Below are 19,869 nucleotides of genomic sequence, written 5' to 3'. Positions count from 1 at the left end.
AAAACCATTACACACGCTTCCTTCTGCTGCGGTATGTATCCAGCACCACCGCCACCACGATCACCGCGCCGGTAATGATGCGCTTGGTCGGCTCGTTCGCGCCGATCTGCGCGAGGCCCGCCGCCAGCACGGAGATGATCAACACGCCGAAAAACGTGCTGATGACCGAGCCGCGCCCACCCATCAGGCTCGTTCCGCCGATCACGACGGCCGCGATCACCTGCAGTTCCAGCCCCGCGCCCGCGTTCGGATCGGCGGCTTCCAGGCGCGAAATCTGAAACAGCGCCGCGAGCCCCGAAAACGCGCCCATCAGCGCGAAAACGATCACCTTGTACGGCCGCGGATTGACGCCCGCGAGCCGCACCGCTTCCTCGTTCGTGCCGATCCCTACGAGATATCGGCCAAAAACCGTCCGGGTCAAGACCAGATGCGCGATTATCATCACCGCGACCGCGATCAGGAACGCGGGCGAGATGCCGAACGCGATCGGATTCGACAGGAAATCGAACGCATCGCCGATGTACGCCGTGCGCGAGTTCGTCATCTGATACGCGAGCCCGCGGGCGCCTTCCAGCACGCCGAGCGACACGATGAACGACGGAATTCGCCACGCTACCGTGACGAGGCCCGTGACCGTGCCCGTCAGCGCGGCGGCCGCGAGACCGATCAGCGCCGCGGGAAACGCCGGCCAGTGCCACTTGAGCGCGGCCACGCTCACGACAGACGCCCCGAGCGCCAGCACCGAGCCCACCGACAGATCGATGCTCGCGATGATCAGCACGAACGTCATGCCGACCGACATCACGACGAGATCCGGAATCTGGTTCGCGATCGTGCTGAACGTGTCGTACGTCAGGAAATGCGCGCTCAGCACGGAAAACAGCGCGATCATCGCCGCGAGCGCGCCCGCGAGACCCAGGTAATTCGAAATGCCGAGACGCGTGCCGACGCCTTTGGTGCTCTTCGGTGCATCGGCGGGCAGGTTCGCTTCGCTCATTCAGTGCTCCACGTTGTTTTCGGGCGCTTTCGCGTCGGGCACGATCGGTTCGTGCAGGATCGTCTCGCGCTTCGCGTAACCCGAGAACGCCGCCGCGAGCAGCGCGTCCTGCGTCCAGTTCGCGCGCTCGAACACGCCGGTCATGCGTCCGGCCGACATCACGCCGATCCGGTCGCAGATCAGCATCAATTCGCGCAGGTCGCTCGACACGACGACGAGCGCGCGTCCTTCGCGGGCCAACGCGCCCATCAGCCCGTAGATGTCGAATTTCGCGCCGACGTCGATGCCCCGCGTCGGTTCGTCGAACAGCAGCACCGAGCAGTCGCGCGCGAGCCAGCGGCCGATCACGACCTTCTGCTGATTGCCGCCCGATAGTTCCGACACCGCCTGCGCCGGGCCGGACGTGCGGATGCGCATCGCGTCGATCTGGCGTTGCGCGAGCGCGGATTCGCGGCGCGTGTCGACGACGCCATGTCGCGCCACCGCGCCCAAATTGCCCAGTGAAACGTTCGCGGCGATGGGCAGAGTCAACAACAGCCCTTCGCCCTTGCGGTCCTCCGTGATCAGCGCGATGCCTTCGTCGACGGCATCCGACGGCGATTGCACCGACACGCGGCGCAGCGTCCCGCCGTCGCGCGCGATCGATACCGCGCCCGCGTCCGCGCGATCCGCGCCGTAAATGAGGCGCATGAGTTCGGTCCGGCCCGCGCCGATCAGCCCGCTCACGCCGAAAATCTCGCCCGCGCGAACCTCGAACGACACGTCGCGAACCACCGGGGCACGCGTCATGCCTTCCACCTTCAGCGCGACGCCGCCGATCCGCCGCTCGCCCAGATCGATGCGCTCGCCAATCTCGCGTCCGACCATCAGCGTGACGAGGCGCTCGCTCGTGAGTTCGCCCATCGGACCGACGTGCACGAGGCGTCCGTCGCGCAGCACGGCCGCGCGCTCGGCGATGCGCCGCAATTCCTCCAGCCGGTGCGAGATGTAGACGAGCGCGACGCCGCGCGCCTTCAGCCGCTCGACCTGCTCGAACAGCAAGTCGACTTCGCGGGCGGTGAGCATCGCGGTCGGCTCGTCGAGGATCAGCACGCGGCAATCGCCGATCAGATTGCGCGCGATCTCGACCATCTGCTGATGCCCGATGCCGAGGCCGCCGACGAGCGTGTCCGGGTCGATCGCGTCGAGCCCGACCTGCGCCATCGCGTGGCGCGCATCGTCCGCGAGACGCTTCCGGTCGATCCAGCCGAAGCCTTTGCGCGGCAAGCGGTTCAAAAAGAGATTCTCCGCCACCGACAAGGTCGGCAGCAGATTCAGCTCCTGCATCACCATGCGCACGCCGAGCGCCTCGGCGTCCGAGCGGCTTTTCGGCGTGTAGGGCTGGCCGGCGAGCGTCATGGTGCCCGTGGTCGGGTCCGTGAGCCCGCCGATGATCTTCGACAGCGTGCTTTTGCCCGCGCCGTTTTCGCCCGTCAGCGCGAGCACTTCGCCCGCGACGAGTTCCAGCGACACGTCCGCCAGCACCGGCTCGACATAGGTCTTGCCGATGCCCGTCACCGTCAGCACGTTCGCGTCGTTCGATCCGGTCATGGGGCGCTTCAAGGCTTCGCTGTGCATCCTCGTGTGTGTCCCGCATGGCTTCGGAATGGGTCCGTGCGACATGCCCGTGCATCGAGGCGCGCGGCTCGATGCGTTTTCCGATGCCCGCGCGAAAAGCTTCCGGATGGCCGCAAACGATGCCCGCGCCGTCTGCCTTCCGCGCTCGTCAGTGTGTTATCGGCACGCTGGCCGCGAACTTTAGGTCCTCGCGCGAGACGGCGCCGAACGACGCCGCCGCGCGCCCGGCTTACTTCGTCACGAGATCGACCGGCGTTTCCACGACCTGCGAAAGCTCCGACTGCTTCTTGTGGCCGGAAATCGCCTTCAGCGCGACGTCGATGCCGAACACCGCCTGCTTGGCCGCGTACTGGTCGGCGGTCGCGAGCACGCGGCCGTCTTTCAGCATCGGCTTGATCGCGCCGATGTTGTCGAAGCCGACGACTTGCACCTTGCCCGCCTTGCCCGCCGCGCGAATCGCCGACACGGCCCCGATCGCCATGTTGTCGTTATCGCACAGGAGCGCCTTCACGTTCGGGTTCGCGTTCAGGATCTGCGAGGCCACCGCGTTGCCCTTGTCGATTTCCCATTCGCCCGACTGCAGCGCGACGACCTTCATGCCGGCCGCGTCCATCGCTTCCTTGAAACCCGCGCTGCGCGCCTGCGAGTTCGTGGTGGTCGTCACGCCTTCGATGATCGCGACTTCATCGCCCTTCTTGAGCTTCGGCGCGAGATAATCGCCGACCTTTCTCGCGCCCTTCTTGTTGTCCGGTCCGACGAACGGCACGTTCAGATCCTTGGACTTGAGCACGTCCGGATCGAGCCGGTTGTCGATGTTCACGACGATGATGCCCGCGTCCGCCGCCTTCTTGATCACCGGCACAAGCGCCTTCGAATCCGCCGGCGCGATGACGAGCGCGTCGACCTTCGAGACGATCATCTGCTCGACGATGCGGATCTGCGCGGCGGTGTCGGTTTCATCCTTGATGCCGTTGGTGATCAGGTCGAACTGGCTGGGGTTGTGCGCCTGATAGTCTTTCGCGCCGTTTTCCATGGTCAGGAAGAACTCGTTGGCGAGCGACTTCATGACGAGCGCGACTTTCGGCTTGCCCGCCGTTTGCGCGAATGCGGATGACGATGCGAAAGGCAATGCGCTGCACACGGCAAGCGCGACGGCGGCCGACAGGACGCGTCGGCGGATGGTTCGGTTCATGCGGATCTCCAGTGCTTTGTTCTGGTTTGTCTGGTCGTGCGAGATGCAGCGAACGCGAGCAACGCGTGTCGATCCGCGCCGGGCAACGAAGGGATGTGATCGCCGGCGCCCTGTCGCGCCCGCGCTTCGTGTCACGCGCCGAAGCCTTCGATCGCCCTTGCGAGCGCGGTTTCAACGTTTGCTCGCCGTCGATTCTCGTTGCAGAGACGCTGCAGGTCAATCGGGCTAACGTGTAGTCCACATGCGGCGTGGTCGGTTATCACAGATCTTCGACCGATTGCCCGTCCACCTTGTTGTCGATGATGTCGCGCGCGTAGTCGATGCCCGCGCGCGTGGCGTCGATCGGGCTGTCGAAAGGTTCCTGCTCGGGCACGCCGAACATGACCGAGCGGCCGCTGTCGCCGTGCGCGCTCCGCGCGATCGTCACGACGATGTCGAAGTGGCGTGGACCGTCGTCCGGTTCGTCGCGTTCTTTCGCGCGCCGCAATGCCTGCACGTTGATTTCGAAGCCTTTGTAATGGTCGGACAGCGGCGTCGACATGAACCGTCTCCTTTGCGTGGACATGCATCGCACGATCATACGTCGGCTGCCTGCTTCGTGCGGATCGTCGATGAGATGAAAGGCGCGTGCAAGCCTTATTCCCGCGTTCTGTGCGCCGCATCCCGATTTCACCTTATCCCACACACCGTTCATATTGGGTTTGCCATAATGCGCGGGCGGCATGCCGCTATAGACAGGCGCCGTCGAAGAATAAACCGTCACTCAAATCAGGGAGCGTCACATGACTATTCGAGCCACCGCCCTCATTGCCGTGCTGAGCCTGACGCTCGGCGCGAATGCAGCGTTCGCGGCCAACAGCCAGCAAAGCAAGATGACCGATTGCAACAAGCAGGCAGGCGATAAGAAAGGCGACGACCGCAAGGCCTTCATGAAGAGCTGTCTTTCGGCCGCGCCCGCCGCAGCTTCCGCGCCGATGACGCAGCAACAGAAGATGACCGCATGCAATCAACAGGCAAGCGACAAGAAAGGCGACGACCGCAAGGCCTTCATGAAGAGCTGCCTCAGCAACAAGGGCTGATCGCGCCGACGCGCTCACATGTGCGCTACGCCGCGCCGGTCGCGCGCGGCGACCCTTTCCTATTTACGCATCCTACCGGCCGATATTGCACTGCACCCAAGCAAGTGATTCGCACCGTTGTCTTTTTCTCATAAGATGGCGCGAAGGCGGCCCCCTCACGATTACAAGAAACACGCCATCGGCCGCCGCCGTTTCGAGCGAGGCGAAGAGCCGCGCATGGAGGCATCCGGATGGCATGGAGAGACAAGAACCGCTGGTTCAGGCGGTGGCTCGTGACGATCACGTTCTGGTTCGTGCCGGTGCTGATTGTCGCAGTCAGTGAGGTGCGCGAGGAGATGGCGTACAACAATGTCGACCTTCAAAAGGCGCTCTCCACTTGGGAGCTGACCGACGCACAACGCGCCGCTGGCGCCGCCGCGCGCTGTCGCGGCACATCCGAGGAGGCCCGCGCCACCGGGTGTCCCGAAGACGCCATCGCGGCCACCGAGGTGAAGCATCAGGAAGCGCTCGCCGAATACGCGCATCGCAAGGCGACGCTCGCCGATTATCTGTGGCATGCGTTCGTCGGCTATTGGATCGTGCCCGCCGTGTTTCTCCTCGTGCTGGGCATGCTGGTCGGCGGCATCAGGCGCGCGTTGCGCCGCCCGCAACGCGCGCCGGCGCCCGCTTCGACCTCCGCCGCGGCCGAGGTAAAAACGACGAGCCATTCATGAGCGGCGATCGGGTACGGTCGTTGCTACTTCTCCTTGCGGTTTTCTCGTACGACCTTAAGGCGGCGCCACGAAAATTCTGCTGACCTCGAGGACGCGCGTCGGGCGAAATCTCCCCGTGCCGTTTCATTTTGAGCGGCGCTTCGTCTACCCTTTAGCAGACGAAGCTTCGACCGAAAGTTGAATGTAATTTCGCGTGCGGGTTTGTCGCTTATGGGGCCGGATTCGGAGTAAGCTAGGTTAGAGCGCTTGCCCCGAATGTTGCGGTGCCTGAAAACCCACGCGCGACAAGGCTTTGGGCGCATGGATCGGGGCTCGTGTTTCAGGTTGCTGTGCTATAACTTGGCGTGCCTCACCCTCCCGCTCTATGGGGTTTCCTAAATTCCACGATGGAGAACAATGATGCAAAGACGAAACTTCATGCTCAAGTCGACGGCCGTTCTGGCGCTGGGAGGCCTTGCGCTTGCCGGCTGTACGGCGAACAAGAACACCGGCAGTGAAGCGGCCGCGGGCGCCGCCGATGATCGGCGCTCCATCGACGCCGACGTCGACAGCACGATCCAGCGTCTCTACGCCACGGTGGGCGGCTCGCGCGAGCTGGTGGCGAAATCGCGCGGCATTCTGGTGTTCCCGTCGGTGCTTCAGGCCGGCTTCATCGTCGGCGCGCAATACGGCAAGGGTTCGCTGCGTGTCGGTGGCAGCACCGTCGGCTACTACAGCACGACGTCCGGCTCGTTCGGCCTGCAGGCGGGCGCGCAATCGAAGGCGCTGATCTTCCTGTTCATGACGCAGGACGCGCTCGACAAATTCCGCAACTCCGACGGCTGGTCGGCGGGCGCGGATGCATCCGTGGCGCTGGTGAAGATGGGCGCGAACGGCGCGATCGACACGACCACCGCCACGAAGCCTGTCGAGGCGATCGTGCTGACCAACGCCGGCCTCATGGCCGACGTCTCGCTGCAAGGCACGAAGGTCTCGCGCATCAAGTACTGAGCGCGCGGCTCTTTCTCGCGGCGAATGCAAAACCGCCGTGTGACGCGACCTTCGGGCCGCGCCGCACGGCGGTTTTTTCGTCTTCGCGAACGATCAGGACGTCGTCGCGCGGTCGATGACCTTGAAGCGCGCACGCTTTTGCGCGCGCACCACGGCCTGATACGCTTCGAGATATTCCCGCGCCATGCGATGCGACGTGAAGCGCTCCTCGAAGCGCGCTCGCACACGCTCGCGCGACAAAGTGTGCAGACGATTCACCGCGGCCACCGCGCCGATTTCATCCTCGACGATAAAACCCGACACGCCTTCGTCCAGCACTTCCGGCACCGAGCCGCGATTGAACGCGATGACAGGCGTTCCGCACGCCATCGCTTCGATCATCACGAGCCCGAACGGCTCCGGCCAGTCGATCGGGAACATGAGCGCATGCGCGCCCGAGAGAAATTCGGCCTTCTGACTGTCGTTGATCTCGCCGACATATTCGACGTACGGCAAGTCCAGCAGCGGCGCGATCTCGCGCTCGAAATACTCGTGATCGGCGAAATCGACCTTGGCGGCGATCTTGATCGGCAAGCCGCAGCGGCCCGCGATGCGAATCGCCGTGTCGACACGCTTTTCCGGCGAGATTCGTCCGAGGAACGCCAGATACTTCTGCTCCACCGGCTGCGGCGTATAGAGCTTCTCCGGCAAGCCGTGATACACCGTGCGGACCCACTTCGCCTGCGGCAGCGGATGACGTTGCGAATCGGAAATGGAGATCACGGGCGCCGTGTTGAACGTATCGAACACCGGCTGTTGCTCGGGTAGATCGAGGCGGCCGTGCATCGTCGTGACGAAGGGCGTGTCCTGGCGCTTGAAGAGGGAGAAAGAGTAATAGTCCATGTGAAAATGCAGGACGTCGAACTCTTCGGCGCGGCGGCGCACGAGCTCCATCAACAGCATGTGAGGCGCGATACGGTCGCGGATCGCCGGGTCGAGCCGCAATGCCCGAGGCCAGACGGCTTCCAGGTTGGCGCTGGTCTGCGAATCGCCGGTTGCGAAGAGCGTCACGTCGTGACCGAGCTCGACGAGCGCCTCGGTAAGGTACGACACGACGCGCTCGGTCCCGCCATAAAGTTTCGGCGGCACCGACTCGGTCAGCGGAGCAATCTGGGCAATTCTCATCGTTCTCGTCTCCATGCGGATATCGACCACAGCGCGGACTACGGACGCCGGCCGCGGCGCGCATCGAGTATGACAGCCGGCCGTAAGCTCGGCCAACAAGGTTTGGCCTTACGCGTAAGTCCGTCTCGCGCTGTGCGCCCGTGCGATGAACCCATTATCGAGTGCGAATGCCGGCGCCTGAGGCATCTATTGCACTTTCATCGCTCTGTTACAGGGGCGAAACAATCGTTTCGCACAACGGTTACGCTTTGGCGTCGCCGCGCAGATCCGCGAGGAAGTTGTCGCGCCACACGCCCAGATCGTGCTTTCGCAGCGCTGTCATGTTGGTTTCATAGCGCTGCTTGCGCTCGGCGAGCGGCATCGCGAGCGCGCGCGCGATCGCCTCGCCCATGCCGACGATGTCATGCGGATTGACCATCACCGCGCCGCTCATTTCATCCGCCGCGCCGGCGAACTGCGAGAGCACGAGCACGCCGGGGTCGTCAGGATTCTGCGCGGCGATGTACTCCTTCGCGACGAGGTTCATGCCGTCGCGCAGTGGCGTGACGAGCCCGATCTGCGATTCGCGAAAGAGCGACATCAGCTTCCACCGGTCGTAGCGCTGGTTGAGATAGCGGATCGGCGTGTAATCGAGTCCCGAATAGCGCCCGTTGATGCGCCCCGCTTCGTACTCCAGGTTCTGGCGAATCTGCTGATAGGTTTCGACGTCCGAGCGCGTCGGCGGCGCGATCTGCACGAGCGTGACGTTGCCGCGCCACTCCGGCGACTTCTCCAGAAAATGCTCGAACGCGCGAAAGCGCTCGACCAGCCCTTTCGAGTAGTCGAGCCGGTCCACGCTCATGATGAGCTTGCGGCCTTCGAGGCTCTGTTTGAGATCCATCACGTCCTGACGCGCTTCGCCGCGTTTGGCCTGCTCGGCGATCTCGTCGGGAAACACGCCGATGCGATACACGTTCGTCCTGAGCCTTCGGCCGAACGCTTCGACATGGCCGTCGGGCGTAGCGGTGCCGTGCGCGTGCCGCACGATGTAGTCGTGAAACGCCACGCGATCCCGTTCGGTCTGAAAACCGACCACGTCGTAGCAACACAGCGACTTCACCAGTTCCTCGTGCGGCGGAATGTTCAAGAGAATCTGCGGCGACGGAAACGGAATATGCAGAAAGAAGCCGATGCGATTATTGATGCCTGCGGAGCGCAGCGCTTCGGCGAACGGAATCAGGTGATAGTCATGAACCCAGATGATGTCGTCGGGTTGGAGCAGCTTGATGAGCTTGTGCGCGAGCCACGCGTTCACGCGCCGGTAGCCGGCGTATTCGTCGCGGTCGTAGACGGCGAGATCGTTGCGATAGTGAAAGACCGGCCACAGCATCGCGTTGGAGAAGCCGCGGTAATACTGGTCGTAGTCCTTCTTCGGCAGGCCGACGGTCGCAAAGGTCACAGCGCCGTCCTGTTCGAGCTTCGGCCCCTGGTTCGCGACGGTTTCGCTCACCACGTCCCCGCTCCAGCCGAACCAGACGCCGCCGCTGTCCTTCAGCGCGCCGAAGACGCCGACGGCGAGCCCGCCCGCGGAGCCCTTGGTTTCGGTCGGCGTGGCGACCCGGTTGGATACGACGACGAGACGGCTCATATGCTTTCCTTTTCCTCTTCGAACTGTTCTGTTTTTAAAATAAACCCAAAATTTTCGACTGGGAAACGCCGCGCGGGTTCAGGTCTTACCGGTCGATGCCGCCGCGTGCGCGCGCGGGTCCGGACCGCTCTGCTCGCCGCGGCTCGCGACCGGGTCGGCGGGAGTGTTCGCGGTGCTCGCAGCATGCGTCGTGTTCGCGCGATCGAGCGGCGGCGCGAAATCGACGTGATGTTCCCTGTCCGTCGACAAATCCGCGCGCGCACGCGGCAAATACTGCGGATAGGCGGCCTGCACGAAGTTCACGAGCCCTTCGCGCACGCGGCAGCGCAAATCCCAGTTGAGCGCCGAATCGAAGGAACTGACGAGCACGCGAAGCTGCATCGCGCGGTCGGTGGCGTCGGTGACTTGCAGCACCTGCACGCGCCCGTCCCATTCCGGCGCGTGCGCGAGAATGCGCTCCAGTTCTTCGCGCAGCGGCGCGATCGGCATCCGGTAATCGACGTATAAAAACACCGAGCCGATGATCTGCGAGCTGTTGCGCGTCCAGTTCGTGAACGGATTTTCGATGAACCACTGCAACGGCACGATCAGGCGCCGCTGGTCCCAGATGCGAATCGACACATACGTGCCGGTGATCTCCTCCACGCGCCCCCACTCGCCCTGAATCACGACGACATCGTCGAGGCGGATCGGCTGCGACAGCGCGATCTGCAATCCCGCGATCAGGTTGCCGAGCACCGGCCGCGCCGCGATACCGGCGACCAGTCCCGCCACCCCCGCCGACGCCAGCAGGCTCGCGCCGATCTGACGCACGCTCGGAAACGCCATCAGCGCCGCGCCGAAGCCGATGATCACGATCACCACCATCACCGAGCGCGCGAGCACGCGCGCCTGCGTGTGAATGCGGCGCGCGTTGAGGTTGTCGTCGGTGTCGAGCGGATGCGCCTGCACGATCGCCTCGCCCACCGCGCCCGCCGAACGCATCGCGAGGAACGTGAGCGCGCCGATCAGCGCGACCGTTTCGACATCGCGCAGCACACCGATGAACGGCAGCGTATCCGGCGCCTCGAAAATCATGAAACCGATTCCGAGGATGATGAGCAGGATGAGCGCGGGCGTGTCGACGTAGCGCAAGACGACGCTCATCAGCGGATACGGCCGCGCGATGCGCATGAGGATGCGCGCGCCGATGCGATGCACGCCCACCGCGACCGCCACCGCGATGGCGGCCACGACGAAGGCGCCGGGCCAGGTGCCGAGCGGCCGTTCGGCGAGGTTCAGGAAGTGATCGAGTGAGAGCATGAGCGTCGCGGGATCAGCCTCGTGAAAAGTGGAAGCGGCGAGGTGGATACGGCGGTTGCATCGCACGGATGCGGAATGCTGCACGATGCAGCGCGACGCCGGGACGCGCACGGGCGTCCCCGGCGTCAAAAGACCTTCAGCGTTCCGCCTTGCAGGGGAACGCCTTGCCGAGGCCGAGCGAGACCATCGTGGTCGCGTTGAAATCGGCTTTGTCGGGATTATTGGCGATGTACTTGCGCACCGCGTCCGTGAGCTGCTGCGGCTTCACGTCCGCCGGCAGGCAGAAATACTGGCCGACCTGCGGCCCGGAGGTTCCGCCGATCGCCTCGATCGTGTTGTAGATGCCGTCCGCCGCGCCTTCGATATAGGCCGCGCAGGCAGTCCGCGAGTTGGGATCCGTTTTGGTGCAGAGCTTGTTCAGATCGTTGCCGGTAAACGCAAACGCGCAGACGGGCGTCGCGAGAGCACAGGCGAGGACGAATTCCCGCAGCATGGTCTTCCTTGTATGTTGAGCGGCGGCTTGAATGGGGCAACGGGTTCGGGGCGATGCGCGGCCGCGCCTGACCGCGCCTGCCCCGGGGCTTGACTGTCGCGCTGCGTTATTTTGCACCGTTTGAGCCGCTTTGCGGAGCGCCGCCGCCTTGCGGCATCGAATCCAGACGCGCCTGCAGACCTTCCGCGACGTCCTTTTCGTTGTACTTGCGGGCGAAGTCCACCGCCGTCAGGCCGAGCTGGTTCTTCACGCGCAGATCCGCGCCTTCGTGGAGCAGCAGCTTGCAGGTCGAAAGATGACCGCCGCGCGCGGCCATCATGAGCGGCGTCGTGCCATTGGGCGAACCGGCGTCGATATACGCCGAATGGTCGACCAGAATCTTCACGACATCGTCATGGCCGTTGGTCGCCGCGTAGTGCAGCGGCGTCCAGCCCTTCTTGTTCACTTCGGCGTCCTTGGCGATCAGCAGATTCACAAAGGCCGTGTCGCCGTTGAGCGCGGCGAGCATCATCGCGTTTTCGCCGGCCGGATCGAGCTTTTCCAGATCGGTCTTCGGATTGTCGGCGAGCAGCTGGCCGACCTTGTCGGACTTCTCTCGCGCGGCGATCACGATGATCGGGGTGCCGGTGTTATCGACGGTATTCGGGTCCGCGCCCTGCGCGAGCTGTTTCTTGACGGCCGATACGTCGTCGAACTTGACCGCCTTGATGAGCGAGTCCACGGACGCGGCCCAGACCGGCTGAGCGATCGCGCAGGCGGCCAAGAGCGCGCCGGCGACGAGACCGCGCACGGCCGCGCCCCCGCGTGCATGGCGTGGATTGCGCGCATGGGAAACGTTTGGCGCGCTCGCCGCGGACAAGGTGGAAACCATCGGGGAATTGTTCATAAGTGACCTTCGGATTGCCTTGAAACAGGTTTTCGCGCCGGCCTGCCGCCCTCAGGCTGGCCGCGCGATCTTGAAGAGCCGGAAGAAGTTGTCGGTGGTCGCCCGCGCGACGGCCTCTTCCGGCTGCTCGCGCAACTGCGCGATGAAACGTCCGACATAACTTACGTACGCAGGTTCGTTCGGCTTGCCGCGATACGGCACCGGCGCGAGATACGGCGAATCGGTTTCGATGAGCAAACGCTCGATCGGCACGCGCCGCGCCACGTCCTGCACGTCTTTCGCATTCTTGAACGTGACGATGCCGGACAGCGAAATATGGAAGTTCTGCGCGAGCGCCCGTTCCGCGATCTCCCACGGCTCCGTGAAGCAGTGCATCACGCCGCCCGGCACGCCCGCGCGCTCTTCCTCCATGATGCGCAGCGTGTCGTCCGAGGACGAGCGCGTGTGGACGATGAGCGCCTTGCCCGTCTTGTGCGCGGCACGGATATGCGTGCGAAAACGCTCGCGCTGCCATTCCATGTCGGCGATGCTGCGCCCTTCCAGACGATAGTAGTCGAGCCCGGTCTCGCCGATCGCGCAAACCTTCGGATGCGCGGCCAGCTCGACGAGTTCCGCGACGCTCGGCTCCTTCGCATCCTCGTGATCCGGATGCACGCCGACGGATGCGTACACGTTGTCGTGCTTTTCCGCGATATCGAGCACCGAAGGCAGCGTTTCCAGATCGACCGATACGCACAGCGCGTGCGTCACCGCATGCTCGCGCATCTTGTCGAGAACGTCGGGCAGACGGTCGGCGAGTCCTTCGAAGTTGATGTGACAGTGTGAATCGACGAACATCCGGTGCTCCTTAATGCATGTGCTGCGCTCAGGCCGTATAGATCCCGCGATAGCCGATGAACAGTTCCTCGAACACGAGACGCGCATTGAGCGGGTGATTTTCCACCGCGCGCTGTCGCGTGACGGTCTTCATGTAGCGCGCGAGCGCGGCGGGATCGGCGCTTTGCGCACAACGCGCGAGCGCCTTCGCCGCGCCGGGAAAATAGCGCGGCCGCCCGGCGGTGCGCTCGGCGAGCAGATCGTACAGCCAGCGTTGCAGCCAGCCGAGCACGAGCGGCACCGGCAGCTTCTGCAGATTTTCTCCGCAGGCGAAGGCGTCGCAATTCGGCCCGGCGGCAAGCTGTGCAAGCGTGAAGTCGCGCAAGGCGCGGTTTTCGTCGTTCGCCAGCGCAAGCGCAGCAAGCGGCGCGCCGCCCGCCTGCGCGAGCAGTCCCGCCGGATCGTCGACGCCCTGCGACGCGAGCCACGCGCTCGCTTCGTTTGGCGGCGGCACGCTCATCGGCCATTGACGGCATCGGCTGATGATGGTGGGCAACAAACGGTCCACGCGCGCCGACACCATCAAGAACACGACGCCCGATGGCGGCTCTTCGAGCGTCTTCAGCAACGCATTCGCCGCCGCGACGTTGAGCGCTTCGGCCGGATACAGCACTACCACCCGCATGCCGCCCCGATGCGAGCCGACGCCGCAGAAGTCCAGCAGCGCGCGCACCTGCTCGATTTTGATTTCCTTGCTCGGCGTGCGGGTCTTCTTGCCTTCGTCGCCGTCGGCTTTTTCGGCGGGTGCGTCGGCGGTGTCCGCGTTGCCGGCGGCGAGGCCGGCGAGCGCTTCAGGCAGCACCGCGCGGTAATCGGGATGATTGCCTTGCGAAAACCACAGGCATGCCGGACACGTTCCGCACGGCTCGCCGTTCGCCGCGGGCGTTTCGCACAGCAGTCCCTGCGCCAGATGCTGCGCGAACTGGAGCTTGCCGATGCCCGCTTCGCCGTGCAGTAACAGCGCATGCGGCCAGTGCGCGCGCAGTTGTTGCAGACGCTGCCAGTCGTCGGTTTGCCAAGGGTAGATCATCGGTACGTTCTTATATGAGATCAGAGACTTGCAATCAGTTCATCCAGCTTTCGACGAATGTCTTCAATGGACCGCGTCGAATCGATGACGAAGAAGCGCTGCGGCGATTCCTCCGCGCGGCGCAGATACTCGTTGCGCGTGCGCTCGAAGAACGCTTCCGACTCGCTCTCGAATTTGTCCGGCGCGCGCGCCGCCGAGCGCCGTTCGCTTGCGGTTTCGGTCGGCACGTCGAAAAGCACGGTCAGGTCGGGCTGGAAACCGCCCTGCACCCAGCGCTCCAGCGCTTCCAGCTTGTCGCGCGGCAGGCCGCGCCCGCCGCCCTGATACGCGAAAGTGGCGTCCGTGAAACGGTCCGACAACACCCAGTCGCCGCGCGAAAGCGCCGGTTCGATCACCTGCGCCAGATGCTCGCGGCGCGCGGCGAACATCAGCAGCGCTTCGGTTTCGAGGTCCATCGGCTGATTCAGCAGGATGCCGCGCAGCGTTTCGCCGAGCGGCGTGCCGCCCGGTTCGCGCGTCATCGCGACCCGATGGCCGCCCGGCTCCACTTTCGCTTCGAGCCGCTGACGGAACCAGTCCAGATGCGTCGTCTTGCCCGCGCCGTCGATGCCTTCGAACGTAATGAACTTGCCGCGCGCCATTCATTGACCCCGGATGTATTTGTCGACGGCCTTGTTGTGGTCGCCCAGGTTGTCGGAAAAGATGCTGCTGCCGTCGCCGCGCGACACGAAATACAGCGCGTTGCTCGCGGCGGGATTGAGCGTCGCGTTCAATGCGGCCACGCCGGGCAGCGCGATCGGCGTCGGCGGCAGGCCCATGCGCGTGTAGGTATTGTACGGAGTGTCCGTCTGCAGGTCCTTTTTCCTGAGCTTTCCGCCGTAGGCCGGGCCGAGGCCGTAGATCACGGTCGGATCGGTCTGCAGCGGCATGCCGATACGCAGCCGGTTCGCGAACACCGCCGCGACGAGCGGCCGGTCCGACGCGCGCCCCGTCTCCTTCTCGACGATCGACGCCATGATGAGCGCGTCATAAGGCGTCTTGTAAGGCAAGTTCTGCGCGCGCGTGTTCCACGCTTCGGTGAGGCGCGCCTGCATCAGCCGATACGCGCGCTTGTAGACGGCGAGATCGCTCGTGCCCTTGTCGAAGAGATAGGTGTCGGGGAAAAAGAGACCCTCGGCCGATGCCTTGTCGACTTCCGTCGCGCCGATCGCCCGCAGCAGGTTGGTGTCGGTCATGCCCGCCGTGTCGTGCGTGAGCGCGGGATTGCTGTCGAGCTCGCCGCGCATCTTTTGCAGCGTCCAGCCTTCGATGACCGTCGCGACATATTCGTTCACGTCGCCGCGCGCGATTTTTTCCAGCACTTCGTAAGGCGTGATGCCGCTCTTGAACGCGTAATTGCCGGACTTCAACTGCGCGGAAAGGCCGAGCACGCGCGTCATCAGCACGAACAGTTCGGGTTCGACGGGCACGCCGCCACGGTTCAACTGGGCGCTCACGCTGCGCAGGCTGCTATGGGGCTTGATGGTGACGTCGAGTTCGGGCGTCGAGAGTTGCATGGGCCGGTTGGCCCACCAGTAGACGCCGCCCGCGACGGCCGCCGCGAGCATCGCGGCGAGCACCGCCGCCACGACGCATTTCTTGAAAAAGGACATGCGAAACACGCTTGAGATAAGACCAATATAATAACTTGCCGCCTGCGTCAGAGCCGCTTTCTCCGGCTTGCGCCCAAACGATAGGATTGACAGCCCGCCCGCTCATGAATTCCCAGACCATCGCCCTCGCCGCCTCAGACTTCGACGCCGTCAAGACCACCGGCGCCTATATGCCGCTCACCCAGTTCGGCGTGATCGACGTCAAGGGCGAGGACGCCGCCTCGTTCCTGCACAACCAGATCACGAACGATGTCCAGCATCTCGATGCGTCGACAGCGCGCCTCGCCGGCTATTGTTCGCCGAAGGGCCGCCTGCTCGGCTCGTTCCTGATGTGGCGCACGGCCGACGCGGTGCGTCTTCTAATCGCGCGGGACGTGCAGGCCGCCGTGCAGAAACGCCTGTCGATGTTCGTGCTGCGCTCGAAGGCGAAACTCAGCGACGCGACCGCCGAAGTCGCGGCAATCGGCTTCGCGGGCGACGTGCGCGCGGCGCTCTCCGGTATCTTCGATGCGCTGCCCGACGGCGTGCACGTGAAAGTCGAAGGCCCGCACGGCGCGCTGATCCGCGTGCCGGATGCGGCGCATCGTCCCCGTTTTCTCTGGGTCGGACCGAAGGCCGATGTCGAGGCGCAACGCGCGCAACTCGACGAAAAACTGAAGCGCGTGCCCGAGCAGATGTGGGACTGGCTCGATATCCACGCGGGCGAGCCGCGCATCACGCACGCGACGGTCGAGCAGTTCGTCCCGCAAATGGTGAACTTCGACGTGCTCGGCGCGGTGAACTTCAAGAAAGGCTGCTATCCGGGACAGGAGATCGTCGCGCGCAGCCAGTATCGCGGCACGATCAAGCGGCGCACGGCGCTCGCGCACGTCGATACCGGCGCCGATTCCGTCCTGCCCGGCGCCGAGCTCTTTCATTCCGACGATCCCGGCCAGCCGTGCGGGCTCGTCGTCAACGTGGCGCCCGGCGAGAACGGCGGCGTCGATTGTCTCGTGGAGATCAAGCTCGCCGCGCTTGACAACGGCTCGGTGCACGTCGGCGCCGCCGATGGCCCCGCGCTCGTCTTCGTGCCGCTGCCCTACGCCTTTCCCGCCGACGCCTGAGGTTCTGCGCGCATGTGTCTGATCGTCTTCGACTGGCAGCCCGCGGCTTCCGAGGGAAGCGGCCGCGCATTGCTGACGCTCTCGGCCAACCGCGACGAATTCCTGCGCCGCGACGCCGAGCCGATGCACTGGTGGCACGACGCGCCCGGCGTCCTCGCGGGCCGCGATCTGACGGGCGGCGGAACGTGGCTCGGCGTCTCGCGCGATGGCCGTTTCGCTGCGCTGACGAATTATCGCGCACCGGGCGACCTGAAGCCGGACGCGCCGACGCGCGGCACGCTCGTGAGCGCGTTTCTCGCGGGCGACCGTGTCGCGCCGCTTGACTATCTCCAGCGCGTGGCGCGCGAAGGTCATCGATATAACGGCTTCAACCTGCTGTGCGCGGACTTCACGCGGCGCGAACTCGGCTGGTACGGCAATCGCGCCGATGCGCCGCCCGCGTTGCTCGACGCGGGCGTGCACGGCTTATCCAATAGCCTCTTGAATACGCCCTGGCCGAAGCTCGTCGCGCAACGCGAGGCGCTGTGCGACCTGATTCACGCCGACGAACGCCCGTCGCTCGACGTGCTCATCGACACATTGCGCGATCCGCGCATGGCGAACGACGAACATTTGCCGTCGACGGGAATCTCGATCGAGCGGGAGCGCGTGCTGTCGGCGGCGTTCATCGAAACGCCCGATTACGCGACGCGCAGCACGACGGCGTTGCGTGTGAATCCGTCGGCGCGTGGGTTATCGCTGGAAATCAAGGAGCGCAGCGACGATGACGGTTCGCATCGGATCGTGCGGCCGGGGGCGTTCGAGCGGGCGTTTGCGTTCGAGCTTACGTGATCAGCGATTGCGTCGCGCCACATACACGACCACGGCGATGAGCAGGACAGTCATGGCACCGATCGCTGCGAGCACCGGTAGCGGATCGGTCCACTTGTCCAGGTTCATCGTGCGTGCGTAGTACGGCGGACCGTCGCCATAGGTTTGGTTCAGACTCGCATTCGAATCGCCCTGAAGAATAATCAAACTTGCCTCGGCTCGGACGGCCCGACACCGCCAAATAGGACCGGCCGTGCGGTCCATGCATCATCAGAGTATTGCCGTTAAAGAGCAGCGAAATGTCTTCTGACCTCGACAGGAAGGGCTGCGCGGAATACCGTGTTCTGCCCATATCGGTCTGACATGTTTTCGACTTCGTTTGCGTCGAACCGATCCTGACACTTTGGAAAGGACTAATCCATTCGCAAGGAAATTCGGATTTTATTCATTTGTCTTTCGGCCGCTACGAAGCGCCGAACGCCGCCCGCAACGCCCTCACCGCTTCAGCATGCGCCTTTGCGACTTCCGGCACGAAGCCGCCCATCTTGAAGAACTCGTGGATCATGCCTTCATGGCGCGTGAGCGTGACCGGCACGCCGGCCTTTTCGAGAACGGCGGCAAATGCGATGTCCTCGTCGTAAAGCGGATCATGATCCGCCGCGGCGATCCACGCGGGCGCAACGCCCGCGAAGTCCGGCACGCCGCCCGCGGCATCGAGCGGTGCGAAGCGCCAGTCGTCGCGGTCGCGATCGTCGCGTAAATATTGCGCGAAGAACCATTGAATCGTCTCGCCGGAAAGCAGATAGCCCTCGGCGAGCCGCGCATGCGACGCGCTCTTCTGCCACGCGCTCGTGCCTGGATAGATCAGCAATTGCAGCCGCAAATCGATGCCCACATCGCGCCCGAGCACCGCGCACCCGATCGCGAGCGTGCCGCCCGCGCTGTCGCCGCCGATCGCGAGCCGCGCGGGATCGATGCCGAGCGTCGACGCTTCGCGCGCGAGCCATTGCAGCGCGTCGAAGGCATCGTTCACCGCGACCGGAAACTTGTGCTCGGGCGCGAGCCGGTAATCGACCGATACGACCGCGCAGCCCGCGTCGTGCGCGAGCTTGCGGCACAGCGCGTCATGCGTCGACACGCTGCCGACCGTGAAGCCGCCGCCATGCAGGTACATGAGCGCCGCGGCAGGCGCGGCCCAGCTCGGCTCGACCGGATGATAGATGCGCACGCCGATCGTTTCGCCGTCGCGTACGGGAATGCGCAGGTCTTCGACGCTGAACATCGGCAGCGGCGCGATATCGAGGATTTGCGCGCTCATCGCGTACGCGGCGCGCGCTTGTTGCGGCGTGAGCGTGTGATACGGGGGTCGATTCGCGCGCGCGACCATCTCCAGGATTTGCGCGATCTTCGGATTGAGCGGCATCGGCGATATGAGCGTCAAAAAGGGACACGATGATGCCACGAACCGCGCACCGTCAGCGCGGCCGTTTCAGCGACATCGGGTCGGTGGGATTGCGCAGTTGCGCGATGTCGTCGAGCCGGAGTTGCACCGACGCCATGATGTTCGGATGCGTGATGACATAGAAGCGCCCCTCGCGGACCGCATCGAACGTGAGCACGGCGACATCGCGCGCGGACAGCTTGCCGCCTTCCACCGCCCGCGCGAGTTGCCGCGCCGCGAGCTTTTGCGATGCCGTAAGCGGCGTTTCGTTGGCGAGCGTCTCGGGCCGCGAGCGTTCGGCGTTGGCGATGCCGGTCGGCACGAACGCAGGACACAAGAGCGACACGCCGATCAGCGACGCACCCGCGAGCCGCAAGTCGTGGTGCAACGTCTCGGTCAGCGCGACGACCGCGTGCTTCGATGCGTTGTAGACGCCCATCGCGGGCGCGGCGAGCAGGCCCGCGACCGACGCCGTGTTGACCATATGCGCCGGCTCGTTCTGTTCGAGCATGACCGGCACGAACGCGCGCAGTCCGTTCGCGACGCCCATCACGTTCACGCCGAAGACCCACTGCCAGTCGTTCGCGCCGTTCTCCCACACGAAGCCGCCCGCGCCGACGCCCGCGTTGTTGAAGAGCAAATGCACGCCGCCATACGTATCGAGCGATGCGCGCGCCAGCGCGTCGACCTGAGCGGCGTCCGATACGTCCGTCGTGACGCCGATCGCTTCGCCGCCCGCCGCGCGCACCGCGTCGACGGTCGCATCGAGTGCGGCGGTGTCGAGATCGGCGAGCACGAGCTTCATGCCGAGCGCCGCGCCTTCTTTCGCGAACTCGCGCCCGAATCCGCTGCCCGCGCCGGTGATGACGGCGACCTTGCCTTCGAAGCGATCCACGT

The 19,869-nt window shown here is 64.7% G+C and carries 22 protein-coding genes; 6 read left to right on the top strand and 16 right to left on the bottom strand.

What is annotated here, in order from left to right; genetic code table 11:
* Nucleotides 1–7 precede the first annotated feature (7 nt).
* The 3 genes from NCS28_RS06980 to NCS28_RS06970 all read right to left on the bottom strand — a co-directional run bounded on the left by NCS28_RS06980 (nt 8) and on the right by NCS28_RS06970 (nt 3,806).
* Complete coding sequence (locus NCS28_RS06980; protein WP_250513128.1) at nt 8–997, bottom strand: ABC transporter permease; 990 nt, start codon at nt 995–997, stop codon at nt 8–10.
* A complete protein-coding gene (locus NCS28_RS06975) occupies nt 998–2,587 on the bottom strand; it encodes a sugar ABC transporter ATP-binding protein (protein ID WP_250513127.1) in 1,590 nt (529 codons plus the stop codon).
* Between the two features lie 256 nt (nt 2,588–2,843).
* Entirely contained in the window at nt 2,844–3,806 is a 963-nt protein-coding gene (locus NCS28_RS06970; RefSeq protein ID WP_250513126.1) for a sugar ABC transporter substrate-binding protein, read from the bottom strand.
* Between the two features lie 65 nt (nt 3,807–3,871).
* On the opposite strand from NCS28_RS06970, the gene NCS28_RS06965 reads away from it, so the two are divergent.
* On the top strand, nt 3,872–4,042 hold the full coding sequence (locus NCS28_RS06965; protein WP_250513125.1) for a hypothetical protein: 171 nt from the start codon (nt 3,872–3,874) through the stop codon (nt 4,040–4,042).
* A gap of 23 nt (nt 4,043–4,065) precedes the next feature.
* Here the strand turns inward: NCS28_RS06965 and NCS28_RS06960 are convergent, their stop codons facing one another.
* The gene (locus tag NCS28_RS06960) at nt 4,066–4,347 is read right to left on the bottom strand and encodes a hypothetical protein (RefSeq protein WP_250513124.1); all 282 of its coding nucleotides are present in this window, start codon (nt 4,345–4,347) and stop codon (nt 4,066–4,068) included.
* Between the two features lie 241 nt (nt 4,348–4,588).
* Here NCS28_RS06960 and NCS28_RS06955 point away from each other — a divergent pair, with 241 nt between their 5' ends.
* The 3 genes from NCS28_RS06955 to NCS28_RS06945 all read left to right on the top strand — a co-directional run bounded on the left by NCS28_RS06955 (nt 4,589) and on the right by NCS28_RS06945 (nt 6,588).
* The gene (locus NCS28_RS06955) at nt 4,589–4,885 is read left to right on the top strand and encodes a PsiF family protein (protein WP_250513123.1); all 297 of its coding nucleotides are present in this window, start codon (nt 4,589–4,591) and stop codon (nt 4,883–4,885) included.
* A 230-nt stretch (nt 4,886–5,115) separates the two neighbouring features.
* Nucleotides 5,116–5,598 carry a hypothetical protein gene (locus NCS28_RS06950; protein ID WP_250513122.1) on the top strand — a complete coding sequence of 161 codons (483 nt, stop codon included), beginning with the start codon at nt 5,116–5,118 and terminating at the stop codon, nt 5,596–5,598.
* A gap of 399 nt (nt 5,599–5,997) precedes the next feature.
* Nucleotides 5,998–6,588, top strand: coding sequence for a BPSL1445 family SYLF domain-containing lipoprotein (locus NCS28_RS06945; RefSeq protein WP_250513153.1), 591 nt, complete (start codon nt 5,998–6,000; stop codon nt 6,586–6,588).
* A 93-nt stretch (nt 6,589–6,681) separates the two neighbouring features.
* On the opposite strand, the gene NCS28_RS06940 is transcribed toward NCS28_RS06945, so the two are convergent.
* From NCS28_RS06940 to mltG, 9 genes are all read right to left on the bottom strand, one after another.
* Nucleotides 6,682–7,752 carry a glycosyltransferase family 4 protein gene (locus NCS28_RS06940; RefSeq protein WP_250513121.1) on the bottom strand — a complete coding sequence of 357 codons (1,071 nt, stop codon included), beginning with the start codon at nt 7,750–7,752 and terminating at the stop codon, nt 6,682–6,684.
* 241 nt (nt 7,753–7,993) lie between these two features.
* Complete coding sequence (gene otsA, locus NCS28_RS06935) at nt 7,994–9,379, bottom strand: alpha,alpha-trehalose-phosphate synthase (UDP-forming) (protein WP_250513120.1); 1,386 nt, start codon at nt 9,377–9,379, stop codon at nt 7,994–7,996.
* 78 nt (nt 9,380–9,457) lie between these two features.
* Nucleotides 9,458–10,681 (bottom strand): mechanosensitive ion channel family protein, encoded by a 1,224-nt coding sequence (locus tag NCS28_RS06930; protein WP_250513119.1) that lies wholly within the window; start codon nt 10,679–10,681, stop codon nt 9,458–9,460.
* A 136-nt stretch (nt 10,682–10,817) separates the two neighbouring features.
* Complete coding sequence (locus NCS28_RS06925; RefSeq protein WP_008349679.1) at nt 10,818–11,174, bottom strand: Rap1a/Tai family immunity protein; 357 nt, start codon at nt 11,172–11,174, stop codon at nt 10,818–10,820.
* A 106-nt stretch (nt 11,175–11,280) separates the two neighbouring features.
* Nucleotides 11,281–12,060: an ankyrin repeat domain-containing protein gene (locus tag NCS28_RS06920; RefSeq protein ID WP_250513118.1), complete on the bottom strand. Its 780-nt coding sequence runs from the start codon at nt 12,058–12,060 to the stop codon at nt 11,281–11,283.
* 51 nt (nt 12,061–12,111) lie between these two features.
* A complete protein-coding gene (locus NCS28_RS06915; RefSeq protein WP_250513117.1) occupies nt 12,112–12,897 on the bottom strand; it encodes a TatD family hydrolase in 786 nt (261 codons plus the stop codon).
* Nucleotides 12,898–12,925: 28 nt separating this feature from the next.
* The gene (locus NCS28_RS06910) at nt 12,926–13,966 is read right to left on the bottom strand and encodes a DNA polymerase III subunit delta' (RefSeq protein ID WP_250513116.1); all 1,041 of its coding nucleotides are present in this window, start codon (nt 13,964–13,966) and stop codon (nt 12,926–12,928) included.
* Between the two features lie 20 nt (nt 13,967–13,986).
* Complete coding sequence (tmk, locus tag NCS28_RS06905; protein ID WP_250513115.1) at nt 13,987–14,607, bottom strand: dTMP kinase; 621 nt, start codon at nt 14,605–14,607, stop codon at nt 13,987–13,989.
* The gene (gene mltG, locus NCS28_RS06900; protein ID WP_250513114.1) at nt 14,608–15,618 is read right to left on the bottom strand and encodes an endolytic transglycosylase MltG; all 1,011 of its coding nucleotides are present in this window, start codon (nt 15,616–15,618) and stop codon (nt 14,608–14,610) included.
* A 104-nt stretch (nt 15,619–15,722) separates the two neighbouring features.
* Between mltG and ygfZ the strand changes: the two genes are divergently transcribed.
* Nucleotides 15,723–16,721 (top strand): CAF17-like 4Fe-4S cluster assembly/insertion protein YgfZ, encoded by a 999-nt coding sequence (ygfZ, locus tag NCS28_RS06895; protein WP_250513113.1) that lies wholly within the window; start codon nt 15,723–15,725, stop codon nt 16,719–16,721.
* Nucleotides 16,722–16,733: 12 nt separating this feature from the next.
* Entirely contained in the window at nt 16,734–17,552 is an 819-nt protein-coding gene (locus NCS28_RS06890) for an NRDE family protein (RefSeq protein WP_250513112.1), read from the top strand.
* On the opposite strand, the gene NCS28_RS06885 is transcribed toward NCS28_RS06890, so the two are convergent.
* The 3 genes from NCS28_RS06885 to NCS28_RS06875 form a co-directional block, all read right to left on the bottom strand.
* Nucleotides 17,553–17,738, bottom strand: a complete 186-nt coding sequence (locus NCS28_RS06885; protein WP_250513111.1) for a hypothetical protein — start codon at nt 17,736–17,738, stop codon at nt 17,553–17,555.
* Between the two features lie 256 nt (nt 17,739–17,994).
* On the bottom strand, nt 17,995–18,954 hold the full coding sequence (locus NCS28_RS06880) for an alpha/beta hydrolase (protein ID WP_250513152.1): 960 nt from the start codon (nt 18,952–18,954) through the stop codon (nt 17,995–17,997).
* Between the two features lie 52 nt (nt 18,955–19,006).
* Nucleotides 19,007–19,867: an SDR family oxidoreductase gene (locus NCS28_RS06875; protein WP_250513110.1), complete on the bottom strand. Its 861-nt coding sequence runs from the start codon at nt 19,865–19,867 to the stop codon at nt 19,007–19,009.
* Nucleotides 19,868–19,869 lie beyond the last annotated feature (2 nt).

It is taken from the genome of Caballeronia sp. INDeC2 (assembly GCF_023631325.1).
GTDB lineage: Bacteria > Pseudomonadota > Gammaproteobacteria > Burkholderiales > Burkholderiaceae > Caballeronia.
This window is presented reverse-complemented; position numbering and strand designations above follow the sequence as displayed.